This is a genomic window from Streptomyces sp. CA-142005, from assembly GCF_050942335.1.
Lineage (GTDB): Bacteria > Actinomycetota > Actinomycetes > Streptomycetales > Streptomycetaceae > Streptomyces.
The window spans coordinates 7,617,490-7,637,478 of the sequence record NZ_CP192078.1; the positions used below are offsets into that span (position 1 = coordinate 7,617,490).

17 protein-coding genes and 1 pseudogene are annotated in these 19,989 nt (G+C 72.3%); 14 read left to right on the forward strand and 4 right to left on the reverse strand.

All coding sequences use genetic code 11. The annotated features are described in order from the left end of the window. Positions 1-26 precede the first annotated feature (26 nt). From ACQPXS_RS35440 to ACQPXS_RS35475, 8 genes are all read left to right on the forward strand, one after another. On the forward strand, positions 27-764 hold the full coding sequence (locus tag ACQPXS_RS35440) for a GntR family transcriptional regulator (protein ID WP_433456089.1): 738 nt from the start codon (positions 27-29) through the stop codon (positions 762-764). A gap of 186 nt (positions 765-950) precedes the next feature. Continuing rightward, on the forward strand, positions 951-1,955 hold the full coding sequence (locus ACQPXS_RS35445; protein ID WP_433456091.1) for a sugar ABC transporter substrate-binding protein: 1,005 nt from the start codon (positions 951-953) through the stop codon (positions 1,953-1,955). Then, the gene (locus ACQPXS_RS35450; RefSeq protein WP_433453524.1) at positions 1,952-3,007 is read left to right on the forward strand and encodes an ABC transporter permease; all 1,056 of its coding nucleotides are present in this window, start codon (positions 1,952-1,954) and stop codon (positions 3,005-3,007) included. The genes ACQPXS_RS35445 and ACQPXS_RS35450 overlap by 4 nt, the downstream gene beginning before the upstream one ends. After that, positions 3,004-3,774: an ATP-binding cassette domain-containing protein gene (locus tag ACQPXS_RS35455; RefSeq protein ID WP_351806296.1), complete on the forward strand. Its 771-nt coding sequence runs from the start codon at positions 3,004-3,006 to the stop codon at positions 3,772-3,774. Before ACQPXS_RS35450 ends, ACQPXS_RS35455 begins: the two co-directional genes overlap by 4 nt. 106 nt (positions 3,775-3,880) lie before the next feature. Next, on the forward strand, positions 3,881-5,026 hold the full coding sequence (locus ACQPXS_RS35460) for an ROK family glucokinase (protein ID WP_433453526.1): 1,146 nt from the start codon (positions 3,881-3,883) through the stop codon (positions 5,024-5,026). After that, positions 5,023-5,604 carry a sugar kinase gene (locus ACQPXS_RS35465; RefSeq protein WP_433453528.1) on the forward strand — a complete coding sequence of 194 codons (582 nt, stop codon included), beginning with the start codon at positions 5,023-5,025 and terminating at the stop codon, positions 5,602-5,604. The genes ACQPXS_RS35460 and ACQPXS_RS35465 overlap by 4 nt, the downstream gene beginning before the upstream one ends. A 96-nt stretch (positions 5,605-5,700) precedes the next feature. Further along, complete coding sequence (locus ACQPXS_RS35470; protein WP_433453529.1) at positions 5,701-8,544, forward strand: SNF2-related protein; 2,844 nt, start codon at positions 5,701-5,703, stop codon at positions 8,542-8,544. An 875-nt stretch (positions 8,545-9,419) separates the two neighbouring features. Next, positions 9,420-11,216 carry an SWIM zinc finger family protein gene (locus ACQPXS_RS35475; protein ID WP_433453531.1) on the forward strand — a complete coding sequence of 599 codons (1,797 nt, stop codon included), beginning with the start codon at positions 9,420-9,422 and terminating at the stop codon, positions 11,214-11,216. A gap of 81 nt (positions 11,217-11,297) precedes the next feature. On the opposite strand, the gene ACQPXS_RS35480 is transcribed toward ACQPXS_RS35475, so the two are convergent. Then, positions 11,298-11,822, reverse strand: coding sequence for a transglycosylase SLT domain-containing protein (locus ACQPXS_RS35480; protein ID WP_433453532.1), 525 nt, complete (start codon positions 11,820-11,822; stop codon positions 11,298-11,300). A 411-nt stretch (positions 11,823-12,233) separates the two neighbouring features. Here ACQPXS_RS35480 and ACQPXS_RS35485 point away from each other — a divergent pair, with 411 nt between their 5' ends. From ACQPXS_RS35485 to ACQPXS_RS35495, 3 genes and pseudogenes are all read left to right on the forward strand, one after another. After that, positions 12,234-12,866: a hypothetical protein gene (locus ACQPXS_RS35485; protein ID WP_351811561.1), complete on the forward strand. Its 633-nt coding sequence runs from the start codon at positions 12,234-12,236 to the stop codon at positions 12,864-12,866. A 188-nt stretch (positions 12,867-13,054) separates the two neighbouring features. Then, positions 13,055-14,038: an MSCRAMM family protein gene (locus tag ACQPXS_RS35490; RefSeq protein ID WP_433453534.1), complete on the forward strand. Its 984-nt coding sequence runs from the start codon at positions 13,055-13,057 to the stop codon at positions 14,036-14,038. 230 nt (positions 14,039-14,268) lie between these two features. Further along, positions 14,269-14,370, forward strand: a pseudogene (locus ACQPXS_RS35495) (alpha/beta fold hydrolase); the annotation flags it as partial. Between the two features lie 234 nt (positions 14,371-14,604). Here the strand turns inward: ACQPXS_RS35495 and ACQPXS_RS35500 are convergent. After that, positions 14,605-15,570, reverse strand: a complete 966-nt coding sequence (locus ACQPXS_RS35500; RefSeq protein ID WP_433453536.1) for a restriction endonuclease — start codon at positions 15,568-15,570, stop codon at positions 14,605-14,607. Positions 15,571-15,812: 242 nt separating this feature from the next. Further along, positions 15,813-15,962, reverse strand: coding sequence for a hypothetical protein (locus ACQPXS_RS35505; protein ID WP_433453538.1), 150 nt, complete (start codon positions 15,960-15,962; stop codon positions 15,813-15,815). Between the two features lie 56 nt (positions 15,963-16,018). On the opposite strand from ACQPXS_RS35505, the gene ACQPXS_RS35510 reads away from it, so the two are divergent. From ACQPXS_RS35510 to ACQPXS_RS35520, 3 genes are all read left to right on the forward strand, one after another. Then, positions 16,019-16,528 carry a class I SAM-dependent methyltransferase gene (locus tag ACQPXS_RS35510; protein WP_433453540.1) on the forward strand — a complete coding sequence of 170 codons (510 nt, stop codon included), beginning with the start codon at positions 16,019-16,021 and terminating at the stop codon, positions 16,526-16,528. Positions 16,529-16,593: 65 nt separating this feature from the next. After that, positions 16,594-17,259 (forward strand): hypothetical protein, encoded by a 666-nt coding sequence (locus ACQPXS_RS35515; protein ID WP_433453542.1) that lies wholly within the window; start codon positions 16,594-16,596, stop codon positions 17,257-17,259. Positions 17,260-17,334: 75 nt separating this feature from the next. Then, positions 17,335-18,516 carry an FAD-dependent oxidoreductase gene (locus ACQPXS_RS35520; RefSeq protein WP_433453544.1) on the forward strand — a complete coding sequence of 394 codons (1,182 nt, stop codon included), beginning with the start codon at positions 17,335-17,337 and terminating at the stop codon, positions 18,514-18,516. Between the two features lie 41 nt (positions 18,517-18,557). On the opposite strand, the gene ACQPXS_RS35525 is transcribed toward ACQPXS_RS35520, so the two are convergent. After that, positions 18,558-19,931: an MFS transporter gene (locus ACQPXS_RS35525; RefSeq protein ID WP_433453546.1), complete on the reverse strand. Its 1,374-nt coding sequence runs from the start codon at positions 19,929-19,931 to the stop codon at positions 18,558-18,560. Between the last annotated feature and the right edge of the window lie 58 nt (positions 19,932-19,989).

A 19,989-nucleotide genomic window follows, 5' to 3' on the forward strand; every position in this document is an offset into this window, starting at 1 on the left:
TGCCGAAACCAGATGTGGACCCCACCGTGTCGCTCGACCTCCATGTGGACCGTAGCTCCCCGGTGCCGTTGTACTTCCAGCTCTCCCAGCAGCTGGAGGCCGCCATCGAGCACGGCAGCCTCACGCCGGGCAGCCTGCTGGGCAACGAGATCGAGCTGGCCGCGCGGCTCGGACTGTCCCGGCCGACCGTCCGCCAGGCCATCCAGTCCCTCGTCGACAAGGGGCTCCTCGTGCGCCGCCGCGGCGTCGGCACACAGGTGGTGCACAGCCAGGTCAAGCGCCCGCTGGAGCTGAGCAGCCTCTACGACGACCTGGAGGCGGCCGGCCAGCGCCCCGCGACCAAGGTGCTGGTCAACACCGTCGTGCCGGCCTCCGCCGAGGTCGCCGCGGCGCTCGGCGTCCCCGAGGGCGCCGAGGTGCACCGCATCGAGCGGCTGCGCCTCGCGCACGGCGAGCCGATGGCGTATCTGATCAACCACCTCCCGCCCGGCCTGCTCGACCTGGACACCGGCCAGCTGGAGGCCACCGGCCTGTACCGGCTGATGCGCTCGGCCGGGATCACCCTGCACAGCGCCCGCCAGTCCATCGGCGCCCGCGGTGCCACGGCGGCCGAGGCCGAGCGGCTCGGCGAGGACGAGGGCGCACCCCTGCTCACCATGCAGCGCACCACCTTCGACGACACCGGCCGCGCGGTCGAGTTCGGCGACCACACCTACCGCCCGACGCGCTACTCCTTCGAGTTCCAGCTGCTCGTCCGGCCCTGACCGCTGATCCCCGGCGGCCGGCCCTCGATGCTGAATTCGTCGCAATGTCCGGACATTCGGGCCGGTAGATGATCCCCGGCTGTGTCATGAGTGTCACCCGTGTTCGATACTGGAGCGTTTGGGGCCGCCGAGCTGATCGCCGGCCCCTTCCGTACGTACGAACACAGCAAGAAGGGGCACTGCCTCGTGGCACGGTTCAGGACCTGGGCGGTCATCGCGCTGACAGGGGCACTCTCGCTGTCCCTCGCGGCGTGCAGCAGCACCGGAGGCAAGCGGGCCGAGGACGCCCGCGAGGCCGCCGCGGCCCAGGGGAGAGCGGCGGTGAACACACCGCGCTGGACCTTCGCGATGATCACCCACTCCGGAGACGGCGACACCTTCTGGGACATCGTGCAGAGCGGCGCCAAGCAGGCCGCCGTCAAGGACAACATCAACTTCCTGTACTCGCACGACGACGAGGCCCAGCAGCAGGCGCAGCTGCTGGACGCGGCGGTCGACAAGAAGGTCGACGGCATCATCGTCACCCTCGCCAAGCCCGACGCCATGAAGGCAGCCGTCGCCCGCGCCGAGAAGGCCGGCATCCCGGTCATCACGGTGAACTCCGGCTCGGAGGAGTCCAAGGCCTTCGGCGCCCTCACCCACATCGGCCAGGACGAGAGCATCGCCGGCGAGGCCGTGGGCGAGGAGCTGAACGAGCGCGGGAAGAAGAAGGCCCTGTGCGTGCTGCACGAGCAGGGCAACGTCGGCCACGAGCAGCGCTGCGACGGCGTCGCCAAGACCTTCCACGGCACGCTGCGGAAGCTGTACGTCAACGGCACCGACATGCCCGACGTGCGGTCCGCCATCGAGGCCAAGCTCCAGGCCGACGACTCCATCGACTCCGTCGTCACCCTCGGCGCCCCGTACGCCGACACCGCGGTGAAGGCGAAGGGCGACGCGGGCAGCAAGGCCGAGATCGACACCTTCGACCTCAACGCCCAGGTCGCCGCCGAACTGAAGAACGGCACCCTCGGCTTCGCCGTGGACCAGCAGCCGTATCTCCAGGGCTACGAGGCGGTCGACCTGCTGTGGGCCTACAAGTACAACGGCGACGTCCTCGGCGGCGGCAAGCCGGTCCTGACCGGCCCGCAGATCGTCACCAGGGACCAGGCCGCCGCGCTGGCCGCGTACACCGAGCGGGGCACCCGATGAGCGCGACGACCAAGGAGACGGCCGACGAGCGAGCGGTTGACGAAAGGATTCTGCAGACCTCCGTCCTGCGGAAACTGCTCTCCCGCCCCGAGCTCGGCTCGACCGTCGGCGCGCTCGCCGTCCTCGTCTTCTTCGCCTGCGCCGCCGACGGGTTCCTGCGCGCCTCCAGCCTCAGCACGGTCCTGTACGCCTCCTCGACCATCGGCATCATGGCCGTACCGGTGGCGCTGCTGATGATCGGCGGCGAGTTCGACCTGTCGGCCGGTGTCCTGGTGACGTCCTCGGCGCTGGGCTCCTCGATGTTCAGCTACCAGATGACGGCGAACACCTGGGTCGGCGTCGGCGTGTCCCTGCTGGTCACCCTCGCGATCGGCGCCTTCAACGGCTTCGTGCTCACCCGCACCGGGCTGCCCAGCTTCATCGTCACGCTGGGCACCTTCCTGATGCTGACCGGCATGAACCTCGGCTTCACCAAGCTGATCGACGGCACGGTGTCGACGAAGACCATCGGGGACATGGAGGGCTTCCCCGCCGCCCACGCGGTCTTCGCCTCGACGCTCACGATCGGCGGCGTCGACGTCAAGGTCACGATCCTTTGGTGGCTGGGCCTGGTCGCCCTCGCCTCCTGGATCCTGCTGCGCACCCGCACCGGCAACTGGATCTTCGCCGTCGGCGGCAACGAGGACGCGGCCCGCGCGGTCGGCGTCCCGGTGGCCAGGACCAAGATCGGCCTCTACATGGGCGTGGCGTTCGGCGCCTGGATCTCCGGCCAGCACCTGCTCTTCTCCTTCGACGCCGTCCAGTCCGGAGAGGGCGTCGGCAACGAGCTGATCTACATCATCGCGGCCGTGATCGGCGGCTGTCTGATCACCGGCGGCTACGGCAGCGCGATCGGCTCCGCCGTGGGCGCCCTCCTCTTCGGCATGACCAGCAAGGGCATCGTCTTCGCCGAGTGGAACCCCGACTGGTTCAAGTTCTTCCTCGGAGCGATGCTGCTCCTCGCGACCCTGCTCAACGCCTGGGTCAAGAAGCGCGCGGAGGTCACCAAGTGACTCTGGTCGAGCTGGCCGACGTCAGCAAGCACTACGGCACCGTCCGCGCCCTCGAAGGCGTCTCGCTGGAGGTCCACCCCGGCGAGATCACCTGCGTCCTCGGCGACAACGGAGCCGGCAAGTCCACCCTCATCAAGATCGTCGCGGGTCTGCACCGGCACGACGGCGGCACCCTGAGCATCGAGGGCGAGGAGACGACCCTCTCCTCCCCGCGCGAGGCCCTGGACCGCGGCATCGCCACGGTCTACCAGGACCTGGCGGTGGTCCCCCTCATGCCGGTCTGGCGGAATTTCTTCCTCGGCTCCGAGCCCCGCAGGGGCAAGGGCCCCTTCAAGCGCCTGGACACCGACCTCATGCGCCGTACGACCCGCGAGGCGCTGCTCCGCATGGGCATCGACCTGAGGGACGTCGACCAGCCCATCGGCACCCTCTCCGGCGGCGAACGCCAGTGCGTGGCGATCGCCCGCGCGGTCCACTTCGGCGCCAAGGTCCTGGTCCTGGACGAGCCGACGGCGGCACTGGGTGTGAAGCAGTCCGGTGTGGTCCTCAAATATGTGGCCGCGGCACGCGACGAGGGCCTGGGCGTTGTTCTGATCACCCACAACCCGCATCACGCGTACCTCGTGGGGGACAGGTTCGTGCTGCTGCGGCGCGGCACGATGGTGGGCAATTACACACGGGACGAGATCACCCTGGACGAGCTGACCCAGCAGATGGCGGGAGGGTCCGACCTGGACGCTCTGCGCCACGAACTGCGGCGGAGTTGAGGGGCGCGCGACCGGCCACGGACCAGCCGCACCCGGCACTGCTCGCGCACCCCCTCCCCCTTCCCCGTACCGCACCCTTACCCACGGTGAGGCACAATCGAGCGCGATGAGCACCTACCGCGACCTCACCGCCCCCATCGGCTCCCGCCGAGCCCCGGTCCTGCGTACCGTCGGCACGCGGGAGCGCCGGTCCCACCTGACCGCACCCCGCGTGCCCACGGTCGGGATCGACATCGGCGGCACCAAGGTCATGGCGGGCGTCGTGGACGCGGACGGCAACATCCTGGAGAAGCTCCGCACGGAGACCCCGGACAAGTCCAAGAGCCCCAAGGTCGTCGAGGACACCATCGTCGAACTGGTCCTGGACCTGTCCGACCGGCACGACGTGCACGCGGTCGGCATCGGCGCGGCCGGCTGGGTCGACGCCGACCGCAACCGCGTCCTGTTCGCCCCGCACCTGTCCTGGCGCAACGAGCCGCTGCGCGACCGCCTGAGCGGCCGCCTCTCCGTGCCGGTCCTCGTCGACAACGACGCCAACACCGCCGCCTGGGCGGAGTGGCGCTTCGGCGCGGGGCGCGGCGAGGACCACCTCGTCATGATCACCCTCGGTACCGGCATCGGCGGCGCCATCCTGGAGGACGGCCAGGTCAAGCGCGGCAAGTACGGCGTCGCCGGCGAGTTCGGCCATATGCAGGTCGTGCCCGGCGGCCACCGCTGCCCGTGCGGCAACCGCGGCTGCTGGGAGCAGTACAGCTCCGGCAACGCGCTGGTCCGCGAGGCCAAGGAGCTGGCCGCCGCCGACTCCCCGGTGGCCTACGGGATCATCGAGCACGTCAAGGGCAACATCCACGAGATCTCCGGCCCGATGATCACCGAGCTGGCCCGCGAGGGCGACGCCATGTGCATCGAGCTGCTCCAGGACATCGGCCAGTGGCTCGGCGTCGGCATCGCCAACCTCGCCGCCGCCCTCGACCCCTCCTGCTTCGTCATCGGCGGCGGGGTCTCGGCCGCCGACGACCTGCTCATCGGCCCCGCCCGGGACGCCTTCAAGCGCCATCTGACCGGCCGCGGCTACCGCCCCGAGGCCCGCATCACCCGCGCCCAGCTCGGCCCCGAGGCCGGCATGGTGGGCGCCGCCGACCTGGCCCGGCTGGTCGCCCGCCGGTTCCGCCGGGCCAAGCGCCGCCGGGTGGAGCGGTACGAGCGCTACGAGCAGTACGCCCAGGCCCGACGCGACCGGGACACCGTATGACCGCGTCACTGCCCCGCCAGGCCGCCCCGCCGCACGCGCCGCGCCGCCCCGCCGAGGACCCCCGGCACAAGGCCAGGCGCCGCGCGCTCACCCTGCTGATCATCGGGCTGCTGATCGGCGTACCGGCCGGCTACCTGGTGATCTCCGCGAACCAGAGCCGCGACAGCGGCAAGGACAAGGAGGCGAAGTACTCGGCGACCGGCCTGACCCCGGGCTGGCCTTCGAAGGTGCAGCGCCGCCTCTACCAGGTGACGGTCCCGCACCCGGCCGACTACATCGCCTTCTACGAGACGAACAACTGGAAGACCAGCCGCCTCTACGTGCAGTTCCGCACCAACGCGGCCGGCCTGGACGGCTTCCTGCAGACCATGGGCGCACGCCGGGACGAGCTGAAGAAGGGCGACATCGCCATCGGCTCCCGCGACCAGAAGGTCAGCGGCTGGCACTTCACCGGCGCCGGCCCCTGGTGGGGACTCACCCACAAGCAGAAGAACCCGGCGCCGACGCAGGACGTGGTCGTGAACATGTCCGACCCGAAGTACCCGATGGTCTACGTCGTCTCCCGCACCGTCCCGTAGGCGCGGGCCCGGGCCGGTCCCGGGGCCGATTGTCAGACCCCGCCCGTAGAGTCGAAGACGTCTGATCCGGCACAGGGGCGGGAGGTGGCAGGACGTATGAGCGGCGGCACGACGACGGTGGCCGAGCGCAGCCCGGGCGACTCCGGGCAGGCCGGGAACCCGGTCCCGGTGCGTCTCGCGTCCGTCTATCTGCCCGCGCCCCTCCCGCGCGAGGGCCGGATCGCCTTCTGGGATCCCGAGGGCGGGTCCGTCCCGGGCGACACCGCCGAGATCACGGTCGTACGACGCCATGGTGCGGGGGTGCGCCGCCGGCAGGTGTCCGCGCTCACCCTGCCGCTCGCCGAGGCCCTGCCGGTGCTCGTCCGGGCCCGCCGCGACCCGGCCGCCCATCCGGCCACGGCCTGCTGGGGCGCCGCCGCGCTGCACGCGCTGCGGCTGGTCGCCCGCGGCCGGCTGCTGCCGGGCCTGACCCCGGCCGGCCATGACGCCTGGCGGGCCGGCCCGCTGGAGCCCGCCGACATCGCCCACCTGCGCGCGGTCGCCGCGGCCCTGCCCCCGGAGGGCCACGCCGTGCCGCTCCCGGACCCGGGCCCGCTCCGGCTGCCCGAGCCGGAGGCCCTGATCCGCTCCTTCCTGGACGCGGTCGCCGACACCCTGCCGCGCACCCCGGCCGCCCCCTACACCTCCGGCCGGCCCTTCGCCGCCCGGGAGCCCGTGGCACTGCCCCAGGCCCATGAATGGGCGGCCGAGGTCGCCGCCGGCATGGACGCGGGCGTGCGGATCTCGCTGCGCCTGGACCTGTCCGCGTACGACGTCTTCGACGCCGGCGAGCACGACGGCGCGCGCGCCGCGGGAGCGGCGATCGTGCAGGTGCACAGCCTCGCCGACCCCACCCTGGTGGCCGACGCGGCGTCCCTGTGGGCGGGGGAGGCCGACACGGCGTTCGGGCCCCGCTCGCGGGTGGACGCCGCCCTCGCCGTGCGGCGCGCGGCCCGCGTGTGGCCGCCCCTGGACCGGCTCGCCGAACAGGACGTGCCCGACGTCCTCGCCCTGTCCGAGGAAGAGCTGGGCGAGCTGCTCGGCGTCGGTGCCGCGCGGCTGGCCGCCGCCGGGGTCGCCGTGCACTGGCCCCGGGACCTCGCCCGCGACCTCACGGCCGCCGCGGTGGTCCGCCCGGCGCCCGGCTCGGCGACGGACGGCACCGGCTTCTTCGAGAGCGAGGAACTGCTCCGGTTCCGCTGGCAGCTGGCCCTCGGCGGAGATCCGCTCAGCGAGGCCGAGATGGACGCGCTCGCCGAGGCCCACCGCCCGGTCGTACGGCTGCGGGACCGCTGGGTGCTGGTCGACCCGGCCCTCGTCCGCAAGGCCCGCAAGCGCGAACTGGGCCTGCTCGACCCGGTCGACGCGCTGTCCGTCGCGCTCACCGGCACCGCCGAGGTCGACGGCGAGACGGTGGAGGCGGTGCCGGTCGGCGCGCTGGCCGCCCTGCGCGACCGGCTCACGGCGGGCCTGCGCCCCGCGGACCCGCCGGCCGGCCTCGCCGCCACTCTCCGCGACTACCAGCTGCGCGGTCTGGCCTGGCTGGACCTGATGACCTCCCTCGGCCTCGGCGGCTGCCTCGCCGACGACATGGGCCTCGGCAAGACCGTCACCCTCATCGCCCTGCACCTCAAGCGCGCCCGCACCGAGCCGACCCTGGTCGTGTGCCCCGCGTCCCTCCTGGGCAACTGGCAGCGGGAGATCACCCGTTTCGCGCCCGGCGTCCCCGTCCGCCGCTTCCACGGCCCGGACCGCACCCTGGACAGCCTCGACGGCGGTTTCGTCCTCACCACGTACGGCACCATGCGCTCCACCGCGGCCCGCCTGGCCGAACAGCCCTGGGGCATGGTCGTCGCCGACGAGGCCCAGCATGTGAAGAACCCCTTCTCGGCCACCGCCAAGGCACTGCGCACCATCCCGGCCCCCGCGCGCGTGGCGCTGACCGGCACCCCCGTGGAGAACAACCTCTCCGAGCTGTGGGCCCTGCTCGACTGGACCACCCCCGGACTCCTCGGCCCGCTGAAGTCCTTCCGCGCCCGGCACGCGCGGGCGGTGGAGAACGGCGAGGACCAGGAGGCGGTCGAGCGCCTGGCCCGCCTGGTACGGCCGTTCCTGCTGCGCCGCAAGAAGTCCGACCCCGGCATCGTGCCCGAGCTGCCCCCCAAGACCGAGACGGACCACCCGGTGCCGCTCACCCGCGAGCAGGCCGCGCTGTACGAGGCGGTGGTGCGCGAGTCGTTGCTGGCCATCGAGACCGCCGAGGGCATCGCCCGCCGGGGCCTGGTCCTGAAGCTGCTCGGCGCCCTGAAGCAGATCTGCGACCACCCGGCGCTGTACCTGAAGGAGGACCCGCACGCCGACCGGCTCCTGGCCCGCTCCGGCAAACTCGCCCTGCTGGACGAGCTGTTGGACACCCTCCTCGCCGAGGACGGCTCGGCGCTCGTCTTCACCCAGTACGTCGGCATGGCCCGCCTCATCACCGCGCACCTGTCCGCCCGTGCGATCCCGGTGGACCTGCTGCACGGCGGCACCCCGGTTCCGGAACGCGAGCGCATGGTCGACCGCTTCCAGAGCGGCGAGACACCGGTCCTGGTGCTCTCCCTGAAGGCCGCCGGCACCGGCCTGAACCTCACCCGCGCGGGCCATGTCGTCCATTTCGACCGCTGGTGGAACCCGGCGGTCGAGGAACAGGCCACCGACCGCGCGTACCGCATCGGCCAGACCCAGCCGGTCCAGGTCCACCGCCTGGTCACCGAGGGCACGGTCGAGGACCGCATCGCCGAGATGCTCACCGCCAAGCGCGCCCTGGCCGACGCCATCCTGGGCTCCGGAGAGGCGGCCCTCACCGAACTGACCGACCGCGAGCTGTCCGACCTCGTCTCGCTGCGGAGGCCGTCGTGACGAACGGCGAACAGCGCCCCGGCGACGCCGCCCGCCGGGCCCTGCGAGAGGCACGGCAGCGGGCGGAGACCGAGCGGGCCGGGGGCGCACGGGTCGGGTCCGAGCGGGCCGAGGCGGCGCGGGAGGAGACCACGGACGAGCAGGCGGCGTCCGGGCGCGGAGCCGACGGGCCGGGCACCGCGGAGTGGAGGCCCGCGGACGTCGCCCGGGCAGCCCTCCGGTCGGCCATGCCGTCCGTGCCCACCCGGTCGCCGGACGCAGTCGGCCCGCAGGACGAGACCGGCGAGTCCGCCGCATCCGCCGACAGCGGGACAACAGGCGCTCGCGCACACTCCGCCGACGGAGGGGCGCTCGGTGCCACCGCGCGATCTGCGGACGAAGGCGGGGCCGGTGCCACGGCGCGGCCCGCGGGCGCGGGGGACCGGGGGGTGTCCGGGGCTGCTGGTGCGGGGGAGCGGGGCGTGCCCGGGGCTGCCGGTGCGGGGAAGCGAGGTGTGTCCGGGGCTGGCCGTGCGGATGGCCGTGCTGTGTCTGGGGCTGCCCGTGCGGGGGACCGTGATGTGCCGGGAGGCGCCCGTGTGAGTGATCGGGGCCTGCCCGGTGCCGCCCGTGCGGGAGAGGGGGACGTGTCCGGGGGCGTCCGTGCGGATGGTCGTGATGTGTCTGGGGCCGCCCGTGCGCGGGAGCGGGGCGTGTCTGATGCTGCCCGTGCGGGGGACCGTGATGTGCCGGGAGGCGCCCGTGTGAGTGATCGGGGCCTGTCCGGCACCGCCCGTGCGGGAGAGGGGGACGTGTCCGGGGGCGTCCGTGCGGATGATCGTGATGTGTCTGGGGCCGCCCATGGGCGGGAGCGGGGCGTGTCTGATGCTTCCCGTGTGGATGATCGGGACGGGGCGGGAGGCGCCCGTGCGGAACGGCCGGTGGCGCGGCCCGCCGACGTGGCCAGGGAAGCGCTCCGGTCCGCCCGCCGGGAGGCGTTGCGCGCCGAGGCCGAGGCGGGCGAGGCCGCCGCGCGCGGCCGGCGGGCGCAGGAGCCCCCTGCCGGACGCGGGCCGCGCGCGACCGGTGGCCCCGCAGCGACGGCGCCGCGCCCCGCGACCGCTCCTGGATCGGACTCCCGCGGCGCCCGCGTCAAGGCCGCCCAGGAGATGCGGAGCTACCTGGCCAACGCCTTCCGGATGCCGACGTGGTCCGACACCCCGGAGGGCGAGACCCCGAGCACGGACACCAGCGGCAGCGCCGACAGGGCCGGCAGCCCCGACATCACCGACGCCTCCCAGCCGCGACCCTTCGCCACCCCCGCCGAGCCGGGCCCGATGGGGGAGGAGCCTGCAAGCTCCGCCACACCCACCGAACCGCACTCCACGCCCCCCGCGCCGGTGTCCCCCCACGTGCCCGCCACCATGGCCACCCCCCACCGCGACTCCGAACTGCGCCGGACCTTCCCGGAGTTCGCGCCCCGTGCGGCCACCGACGAGGGCGCGCCGTTCGCCGGGACCTGGTGGGGCAACGCCTGGGTGGCCGCGCTGGAGCAGGGCGCGCTGGACCCCAAGAGGCTGGCGCGGGGCCGCGGCTACGCCGACCAGGGGCACGTCGACGCGATCACCGTGACCCCGGGGCTGGTGCTGGCGTACGTCCGGGGGAGCCGGCCCCGCCCCTACCGGGTGCAGGTGCGGGTCCGCACGCTGGAGGACGCGGACTGGGCGCGGTTCCTGGACGCGGCCGCCGACCGGCCGGGGCACATCGCCGCGCTGCTCGACAAGGAACTGCCCCAGTCACTCGCCGACTGCGGTGTGCCCCTGCTGCCCGGCCCCGGCGACCTCGTGCCGCGCTGCAGCTGCCCCGACTCCGGGCACCCCTGCAAGCACGCGGCCGCGCTCTGCTACCAGACGGCACGGCTGCTCGACGCCGACCCGTTCGTGCTGCTCCTGCTGCGCGGCCGGGGCGAGCGGAGCCTGCTCGACGCGCTGTCCCGGCGCAGCGCCGCCCGCGCGGCCCGCGCCGCCCAGGAGCGGCAGCTGCAGTCCCTGCCGGGTGTACGCGCCGCCGACGCCCTCGCGCCGCGCGAGCTCCCGCCGCTGCCCCCGCCGTTGCCGGCGCCCCCGCACCCCGAGCAGCCCCCGGTCTATCCGGCGGCGCCCGGCGGCCCGGACCCCCTCGCACTGGACCAGCTCGCGACCGATGCCGCCGCCCGCGCCCACGCGCTGCTCGGCACCGGACGGGACCCGGTGGGCGAGCTGACCCTGTGGCAGGACGCGGTGCGCCTGGCCGCGGCCCGCCCCGGCTCCGGTCTCACGGCCGCCACCCGCTCCCTCTACGCCACGCTCGCCACGGCCGTCGGCCGCACCCCGGCCGACCTCGCGCGGGCCGTCGCGGCCTGGCGCCAGGGCGGGGCCGCCGGGCTGGCCGTCCTGGAGGAGGAGTGGGACCCGCCGGCCGGCCGCTTCGACCGGGCCCGCCCGCTGCTGCTCGCCGCCGACCTCCCGGCGTTCCGCCCCCGGCGCAACCGGCTCACCCATCCGCGCGGCCACGTTCAGCTCCGGCTGGGCCGCGACGGCCTGTGGTACGCGTACGAGTCGGAACCGGGCCGGGACGACTGGTGGCCCCGCGGCACGCCCGACCTGGACCCGGTGGGCGCCCTGACCGGCCTCGGCACACCGGACGACGGCTGACCGCCACGACGCGGGAAGGCCGGTGCCGGCAGCGGTGGTCGCTGCCGGCACCGGCCTTCGGGTGCCCCGGGGTGCGTCGGCTCAGTACGCGGAGTTGACGTTGTCGATGGAGCCGTAGCGGTGGGCGGCGTAGTTGGCGGCCGCGGTGATGTTGGCCACCGGGTCGGTGACGCTGTTGGCGGTGCCGGCGACGTGGTAGGCGTGGAAGGTGGGGTCGATCACCTGGAGCAGGCCCTTGGAGGGGGTGCCCTGCTTGGCGTTGACGTCCCAGTTGTTCTGGGCGCTGGGGTTGCCGCCGGACTCGCGCATGATGTTGCGCTTCAGGCCCTCGTAGCTGCCCGGGATGCCCTTGGCCTTCATGATGGCCAGCGACTGCTTGATCCAGCCGTCGAGGTTGTTGGCGGTACCGCCCTTGCCCTGGGAGGTGGTGCTGCCGTCGTTCGAGGACGCGTTGACCACGTGGGAGGCCGACACCTGCGTCGCTTCCGCGGCCTGGGCGTTCGCGGGCATCAGAGTCAGGGCGACGGCCGCCGCGCCGGTGGTGGTGATGCCGGTGAGGGCGAGGGTGCGCAGACGAGCGATGCGGGTGCGGGTGATCATGGTCATACGGAAGGAATTCTCCACGAAAGGACGTAGTCGGTGCCGGCCGCTGTCGGTCGCGGTGGCCTGGGGCGGTGCCCCGGGTCGCCGCGGGAGTGGGCGGATCCGGCGGTGTCCCGCTCGGTCCGTCCGGTGGCTCCCGGCGACGACAGCAATGTTTATCGGCGAGCTGAGCGCGGCGCAAAGGTGTGACGTACTGCCCAACCACGTAGTAATGTCCGAAATCAGCCATTAAATGGTGACTTTTATGCAGGTCCGCCGATTAGTGGGTCTACGGCCCTGCCTAGGATGTGATCTGGCTCCTATGGGTGGCATCACACGCAAAGCCCCTCCGGCGGGGGTCCGGAGTCGACTCGCGAGGGGTAGATCGGGGTCTCACGATGGAAGACCCAGACCATCGACCCCTTGGACGGCACCATGTCCGTGACCCGCCCCAAAGGCTCCGCGAGGGCCCGGCACCGGATCATCCTGGGAAGCGCGCTCGGCGGACTTCTCCTCGCCGGCGGGCTCGTCGGCTGCGGCAACGGCAACGGCCAGAGCGCCTCGCCCACGGTCGGCACTCCCCGTACGCCGAACGTCTCCTCGTTCTCCGGTACGCCGCCGTCGGCACTGGCGTCCTCGGCCTCCTCGGCGATCAGCTCCGCCCGGGCGTCCGCCTCCGCGGCGGCGTCCTCCGCCTCGGCCCGCGCCTCCGAGTTCGAGGCCTCGGTGGACGCCGAGACCCAGCGCAGGAGCGCGGCGGCGGAAAAGGAGCTGAAGAACGTCAAGGGCCGGGGCAACGCGCTCTCCGAGGTCTCCATGACGGGCATCCCGCGGTCGCAGTCCGGCGGCGTGCACGCAGTCCTGGTCACCGTCACCAACAAGACCGACAGCAAGGCCTCCTACGCCGTGCAGGTCGACTTCAAGGACGCGTCCGGCAAGGTGGTCGAGACGCGGTACGTCGGCGCGGAGCACCTGGAACCCGGGAAGAAGGACCAGTCCATCGCCTTCAGCCGCCTGCCGAAGGAGAAGAAGCTGACGGCTGACCTTGCCAAGGCCCAGCGCTACTGACGCCGGCCCGCACGGGGCCGGGGGCGCTGCCCTTGGTGGCGTGCGCGTGTACGCGTCCGGCCGGTCCGTTGTCCCCGGCCGGCTGCCGCACGAGCGACCGTGCGCGCCGGTGGTGCGGTGTGAGGGCGTCTCGGCGCCGCACCGGTGGCTGGACGGGGCCGGGGTGTGCGAGGAGTCCCAGGTCATCGATGCTCGACGACTCCTCGTTCATCCAGCGGCTCGACCCGCGCCTGGCCCTGCCGTTCAAGGTCGGCTTCACCGACTCGATGCAGCTGGTGTTCCTCATCGCGGCGGCGGTGCTGGTCCTGGGCTTCCTGGTCGCGGTGTGGACCAAGGAGGTGCCGCTGCGCAAGGTCTCCGGACTGGAGGCACGGGCCGCCGAGGAGAACGCCGGCTCCGCACCGGAGGCGACCGCGACCATGACCGCCGAGCAGGCCGCGAGCACGGCCGCCGTACCGGCCGCGAGCACGGCCACAGAGCCCGCCGATCGGTTCGCACCCGCCCCCGGCGCCTCGCCGTACGGCGTCCACGGCCGGGTGCTGGACGGCACGGGCGCGCCGGTGCCGCAGGCCGTGATCACCTTGATCGACGTGAACGGACGGCAACTCGGCCGCGCCGTCAGCGGCGCGGACGGGGCCTACGCGCTGTCCGTCACCGGCCCCGGCACCTATGTGCTGATCGGCGCCGCCGGCGCCCGGCAGCCCCAGGCCGTCACGGTGCTGGTCGGCGAGGAGCGGGTCGAGCGCGACCTCGCGCTCAGCGGCACCGTCGCCCTCACCGGGGCGGTCCGGGACGCCGTCGACGGGCAGCCGCTGCCCGGAGCCCTGCTGGTCGCCACCGACGTGCGCGGCGAGGCCGTGTCCTCCGGCACCTCGGCCGCCGACGGCGCCTTCGAGCTCGCCGACCTGGTCCCCGGCGGCTACACGCTCGTGGTGAACGCGCCCGGACACCGCCCGGCCGCCCTTCCGGTCGACGTCACCCCGGGAGCCGCGGACGTCCGCGAGATCCGCCTGGAACCCGGCGCCCGGCTCCACGGTGGCGTCAGCACCGCGACCGGCCGGCCGCTCGGCGACGCCAAGGTCACCCTGCTGGACTCGGCCGGGAACGTGGTCGGCACCACGATCACCGGCTCCGACGGCGCCTACGGGTTCACCGACCTCGACGGCGGCTAGTACACCGTCATCGCCGGCGGCTACGCCCCGGTCGCCGCCTCGGTGCGGCTGGACGGCAGCGGCGTCACCGACTTCGACGTCGAGCTGTCCCACCAGGAGGAGTCCCGGTAGCGGCACCGTGCCGGATCGCATGTGAACGATCTTCGCGGAGTCCTCACAACAGGGGACGACTCGCGTCGGGCTGTGACCCGGGCACGTGCGAAATGGTGAGATGTGAGAGCGTGCAGGACGTGAGTGAGATACCGACGAACCCCCTGCAGTACCGCTTTGACGGGAGAGAAGACGCCCCAGTTCTGATCCTTGGTCCCTCACTCGGCACGACTTGGCACATGTCGTAGAAGCCGTCTCTGGGCGTCCATCTGGTCCAGGGCGGGCGCGTAAGTCCAGGTCGGAGCGCTGTGACACGCAAGCGTCCATGGGGCTCGTGACACGGATGTGACAGAAGATGCGCAGCGGAGCCCCTGCATGCGGCGGTGGTATTGAGGGAGCGCCGTGCCATCTGTATCTGGGCGAATGGCAGACCGGCTGGACGCTGCGCTTGGGCAACCTGATGGTGCGTAGGGTGCTCAGAAGTCGGAGCCCAGCAGGGCGAGAGGACGACGTTCGAGCTGTGCGAAACGGACCTTTTCGCGCAGCCAGGCCGCAACATCACCTTGCCGTTCGAGCAGGAGAACGAGTTCCCGGAGTTCGCCCAGGACGATCACTCGCTGGTTCAACGCGCGTTCGCTTTCTTCGATGGCTGGCCCGGTGAAGCCAGATGCAGAGATGAATAGGGCGCGGACTTCCGAGCGCCCGTACACCCGCACCAGGTGGCGGCTCATCGCGTTGATCTCGACAGGCTCACCCCACCACTTGATCTCCACGAGGTACGCGGATCCGTCGACTTCGAGGGCGCCGTCGATCTGTTCAACGGGATGCCCCTCCTCGCTACGCAGCGTAAAGGATTCCCTGATCAAGATGCCTTCGGTCGCGAACAGGTCGTTGAGCACGCCTTCCAGGGCGGTGCCTCGCTTTCTCGGGTCGTCTTCGTCGAACAGGTCGTTGAGTCGGTCTCGGAGTGCTTGAAACCTTGCTTTCCGTCGAGTAAGGCGCTCAAGCTCGCTTGTGCGTGCTTTGATACGAGCGGCCCGCTCTTCATCATGTGCCTGGCTCATCCGCGTGAATGAGTCCTTGACGTTGACGAGTTGTCGCACGTTTGCCTGCAGTCCCTGGGCCGGGAGACGGTCGTCCGGCCACAGTGTGGAGAAGTCCTCGAATTCGATCGTTCGTTTGATGATTTCCCTACGAACACCCAAGCCTGCGTCGCCCTGTTCATTGATCTGGCTGAGCACGGCACGAACGATCTTGTACTTGCTGACTGCTGACTTGTCTGCGGCGAGCTGGTGTCGATGGGGCGCGAGCAGGTCTTCGCTGACGCCGGCGCCCCGCAAGAATCCAAGGACCCCTTCTTTGCTCCGGTTGAGCCGGGGCACCAGTTCGATCAGCAGGTCCAAAAGCTCAGGCGGCCAATGGTAGGCGTCGTTGTGGGCCACTCGTCATCTACACCTTCCGCGCGGGAGCCGCTCTCCGGGTGCTTCGATCTGGACGATGTCCGAACGGCGCAACCCTATGAACCTGATTGTGCAGCGGCTGCCGCCGCTTGAGACTGGGTTTGGCGGGATGCACGGCATGAAGCTGGTGCGGTGATGTTTGATGGCGGCGCCTCTCAGTAGGCTGGAAGACTTCTCGGCCCCTCTGGCGGCTTCTGACTGGCCGAACCGGGGGACTGGCCCTACTACAGCGGTTGGCCTGCCGGGCCGCTGTCCAACGGCTCGATCCCAGCAGGCCCGACCGGCAGACCGGCCCAGAGCAGGACTCGCCAGATGCCTTCGGTATCGCGCACGGCTATCACGACACCGGTGGTGTCCACCTCGCGTTCCTTCACGTGCTGGACGGTGAGGTCAACTGCGCGTGCGGCGATCCAACCCGGATCGACACGCCGTGACTGACCATCGCCACTCTCTCAACGCCGCCTCGTACGGCCTCGTCGACGACGCCGCCCAACTGCTCCAGCACCTCCGGGCCGCACTCGCCGTCGGGCACACGAGTCGTGGGATCGACGGGCCAGGCAAAGACGAGCTCCACTTGTACGAGACCGGCGTCGCCGAGGCGCTGACCGCACCCGACGGCTCCTTCGACGTCGTCGTCACCAGCCTGGCGGTGCACCATCTGCCCGGGGATCTGCGGCATGTTGCCCTCCGGGAGATGCGCCGGGTGCTGCGTCCGGGCGGGCGGCTACTGGTCGCCGACTTCCGGCCGCCGCGCACCCGGCTTGTGCGGCACCTGGTTGGTGCGAGCGCCGGCCACGTCATGGCGGAGTACCGCGTGGACCTGCTTGACGGGCTGGTCGCGGACGCGGGCTTGGAGGTGCGGGGGGGCGGGGACGTACGGCCGTGGTTGCGGTACGTGCAGTCGGCGCGCCCGGAGAAGCAGGCCGTAACAGCTGAGTGACAGCGGGGGCCGGTTCCCGACGCGGTGGTGACACGGGCGCGGACCGGGCCCCATCATGGGTCGTCATGGGGGGTTCGGTGCATGTGTCCCGTGTGCGCCGCCGCGGCAGGGTGCCGCGCGTGGTGCCGGTGGCGGTTGCCCGAGCCGGCCTGTTCTCCCTGCTCGGTACGGCGGTCGCGGCCACGGTCCATCATCTGGCCTTCGACTCCAGCCCTTCGTGGGCCGTGCGCGCCCTTGCCGCGTCCGTACTCTTCGGCGTCGCGCTGCCCGGCGCGGGCCAGGACAAGCCGCTGGTACGGCAGTTGGTGCTGGCGGCGGGTGCGCAGGTGGTCGTGGGCTACTGGTTCGTGCGGGCCGACGACGCGGTTTCCGTACCGGCACACGCGGTGTGGCCGTCCTCCGCGCATGCGGGCTGGCCTGTCGTGGTCGGGCATGTGCTGCTGACGGTCCTGTGCGCGGCGCTGCTGCACGGCGTGGACACCTGCCGTCGGCGCGTGCTGTACGTCGCCGGGCGCGAGTGGGAGAAGCTGCGCGCGCTGCTGCGCCGGCTCTTTGCGCCGGTCCGTAATCCCGTTGACCTGACCGCGTCGACGCGCGCCGCGTGGCGCGGGGACGCCGGCCCCGCGCCCGGCGCTCCCCCACAGGTCTTCCTCGCGGACACCGTCGTACGACGCGGTCCGCCCTCTCCCTCCCGGTCGCCGCTCACGCGGCGGCTCTCGGTGTGTGTCTGAAGCTCCGACCTGTCCCGTCACGCCATACCGGAGCGCGGGCTGCCCGACGGTGCCGCGCCAGGGGGAATCCACTTCATGTCCAAGAACGTCGTCGTCATCGGGGCGGGCCCGTACGGCCTGTCCACCGCCGCGCATCTCAAGGCGCGCGGCCTGAGTGTCAGGGTGTTCGGTTCGCCGATGGCGAGCTGGGCCGAGAACATGCCCGCCGGCATGCTCCTGAAGTCACCGCCGAGCGCGTCGATGCTGTCGGCGCCGCGTCCGGGGTTCGCACTGGACGACTACGCCCGGCAGGCCGGCGAGTCCCGGCTGAGCGGGCACGACCAGGTGCCCGTCGAGATGTTCGTGCGCTACGGGCAGTGGTTCGCCGAGGAGTTGGTGCCCGAGGTGGAGCGGGTCCGGGTCCTCGGTGTCGACCGGCAGACCGACGGCTTCCATCTCAAGCTCGCCTCGGGCGAGGAACTGCGGGCGGCGGCCGTGGTCGTGGCCAGCGGCATGGACGGCTTCGCGCACGTCCCGGAGCCGCTCGCCGAGTTCGTCCCGGAGGGGCTGGTCTCGCACAGCTCGCACCACGCCGACCTCAGCACGTTCGCCGGACGGGACGTCGTCGTGGTGGGCGGCGGGCAGTCGGCGCAGGAGAGCGCGGCGCTGCTGCACGAGGCCGACGCGCGGGTGCAACTGCTGGTGCGCGGAGAGAAGCTGGTGTTCGGCGCGGGGCCCACCCCGCCGCCGCACTGGCAGCCCGACACCCCGCTGGGCCGGTCCTGGGGGCTGTACGGCGTCGTCCACCAGGCCGCTGTCTTCCGCTTCCTGCCCGCGGTCACGCGGCTGCGGCTGGTCAAGCGGGTACTGGGCCCGTTCGGGTCGTGGTGGCTCAAGCCGCGATTGGACGGCGTCGTGCCCGTCCGGCTGGGACAGCACATCACCGGCGCGCGACGGCACGACAGCGGCCTCCTCCTCACCACCGCGGATGGAGAAGGCCGTACCCGCACGATCGCGGCGGAGCACGTCCTGGCCGCCACCGGTTACCGGGTTCGCCTGGACGGGCTGGACTTCCTGGCCCCCGAACTGCGGGCAGAACTCACCCGCACCGGAGGCTTCCCGCATCTCGACGCGGGGCTGCAGTCCTCTGTGCCCGGCCTGTACTTCACCGGCATCCAGGCGGCGGCCACCTTCGGACCGCTCCTGCGGTTCACCTGCGGTACCGCCTTCGCGGCGCCGCGACTCGCGAAGGCCGTGGCAGCGCGCCAGGCGATGTGATCTCGAAAGGCGACTCGCCGTCGGCTCCGGTGCCGGTCAGGTCAGGAGCCGACGGCGCTGGAGGTCACGCGGGGGGCGGTGGTGGGGTGCAGTTCGTCGACCGCGATGCCGTGGCTGTGCCGCCAGCCCGCCGCCGCCCGGGTGGCGTCGGTGAGGTGGGGGTGGTCGTCGTGGAGGCCGGTGTGCTCGTGCTCGATGGCCACCGGCTCCCGCGCCGGCCACAGGCGCATGGCCAGCAGGGACGCGACGACCGCGATCACCCCGAGGGCGATGACGGCCGCCTGTAGTCCGGCCTCCGCGCCCAGCCAGCCGGCCAGCGGGTAGGTCAGCAGCCAGGAGCTGTGCGAGAGGGAGAACTGGGCCGCGAAGGCCGCCGTACGCTCGTCGGCGGGAGCCGAGCGGCGGATCAGCCGACCGGTCGGGGTGAGCACCATCGAGCACGCCGCGCCGAAGGCCGCCCACACGACCAGCAGCGCGGGCCAGCGCCAGCCGCCGTTCTGTGCGGCCGTGATTGCGCCGAGCCCGGCGAAGACGAGACCGAGCAGCAGCGCGCCGCGCAGCATGACCGCCCGGTCGGAGACCCGCTCCAGCACGCGCGGCAGGACCAGGGCGACGATCATCGAGCCCGCTCCGTAGGAGCCGAGCGCCACGGGCACGACCCCGGCCGACAGGCCCAGGAAGTCGCGGACGTAGACGACGGAGTTGACGGTGACCATGGCGCTCGCCGCGGCGACGGCGAGGTTGAGGGCAAGCAGGGCGCGCAGCTGCGGGACGGCGAAGAAGAGGCGGGTGCCCGCGGTGGCCTTCGCGTACGCGCCGCCGGTGCGCGGGGCGGTGGAGGCGGTCTGCTTCGGCAGTACGGCGGAGACGACGAGCGCCGCCGAGGCGAGGAAGCCCAGCATGGTGCCGGTGAACAGCCAGTTGTAGGTGATGACGGAAAGCAGGGCGGCGGCGAGCGCGGGGGAGAAGAGGCTCTCCAGGTCGTAGGCGAGGCGGGACATGGACAGCGCCTGCGTGTAGTCGCGTTCCGCTGGCAGTACGTCGGGGATGACGGCCTGGAAGGTCGGGGTGAACGCGGCCGAGGCCGACTGGAGCAGGAAGACCAGGAGATACACCTGCCACACCTGGTCCACGAAGGGCAGGAAGAGGGCGACTCCGGCCCGGGTCAGGTCGGCGGTGACCATGAGCGCGCGACGCGGCAGGCGGTCGGCTATCGCGCCGATCGCCGGGGCGATCAGGACGTACGCCACCATCTTGATCGCGAGGGCGGTGCCGAGCACCGATCCGGCGTCGGCGCCCGCGATGTCGTATGCCAGCAGGCCCAGGGCGACCGTCGCCAGCCCGGTGCCGACCAGTGCGATGAGCTGGGCGGCGAAGAGGTGGCGGTAGGTGCGGTTGCGCAGGACGGCGAGCATGCGGGCGGCTCCTGGACATGAGGATGTAACGGCGTGGTGATCGGTTCGACGTCCCGAG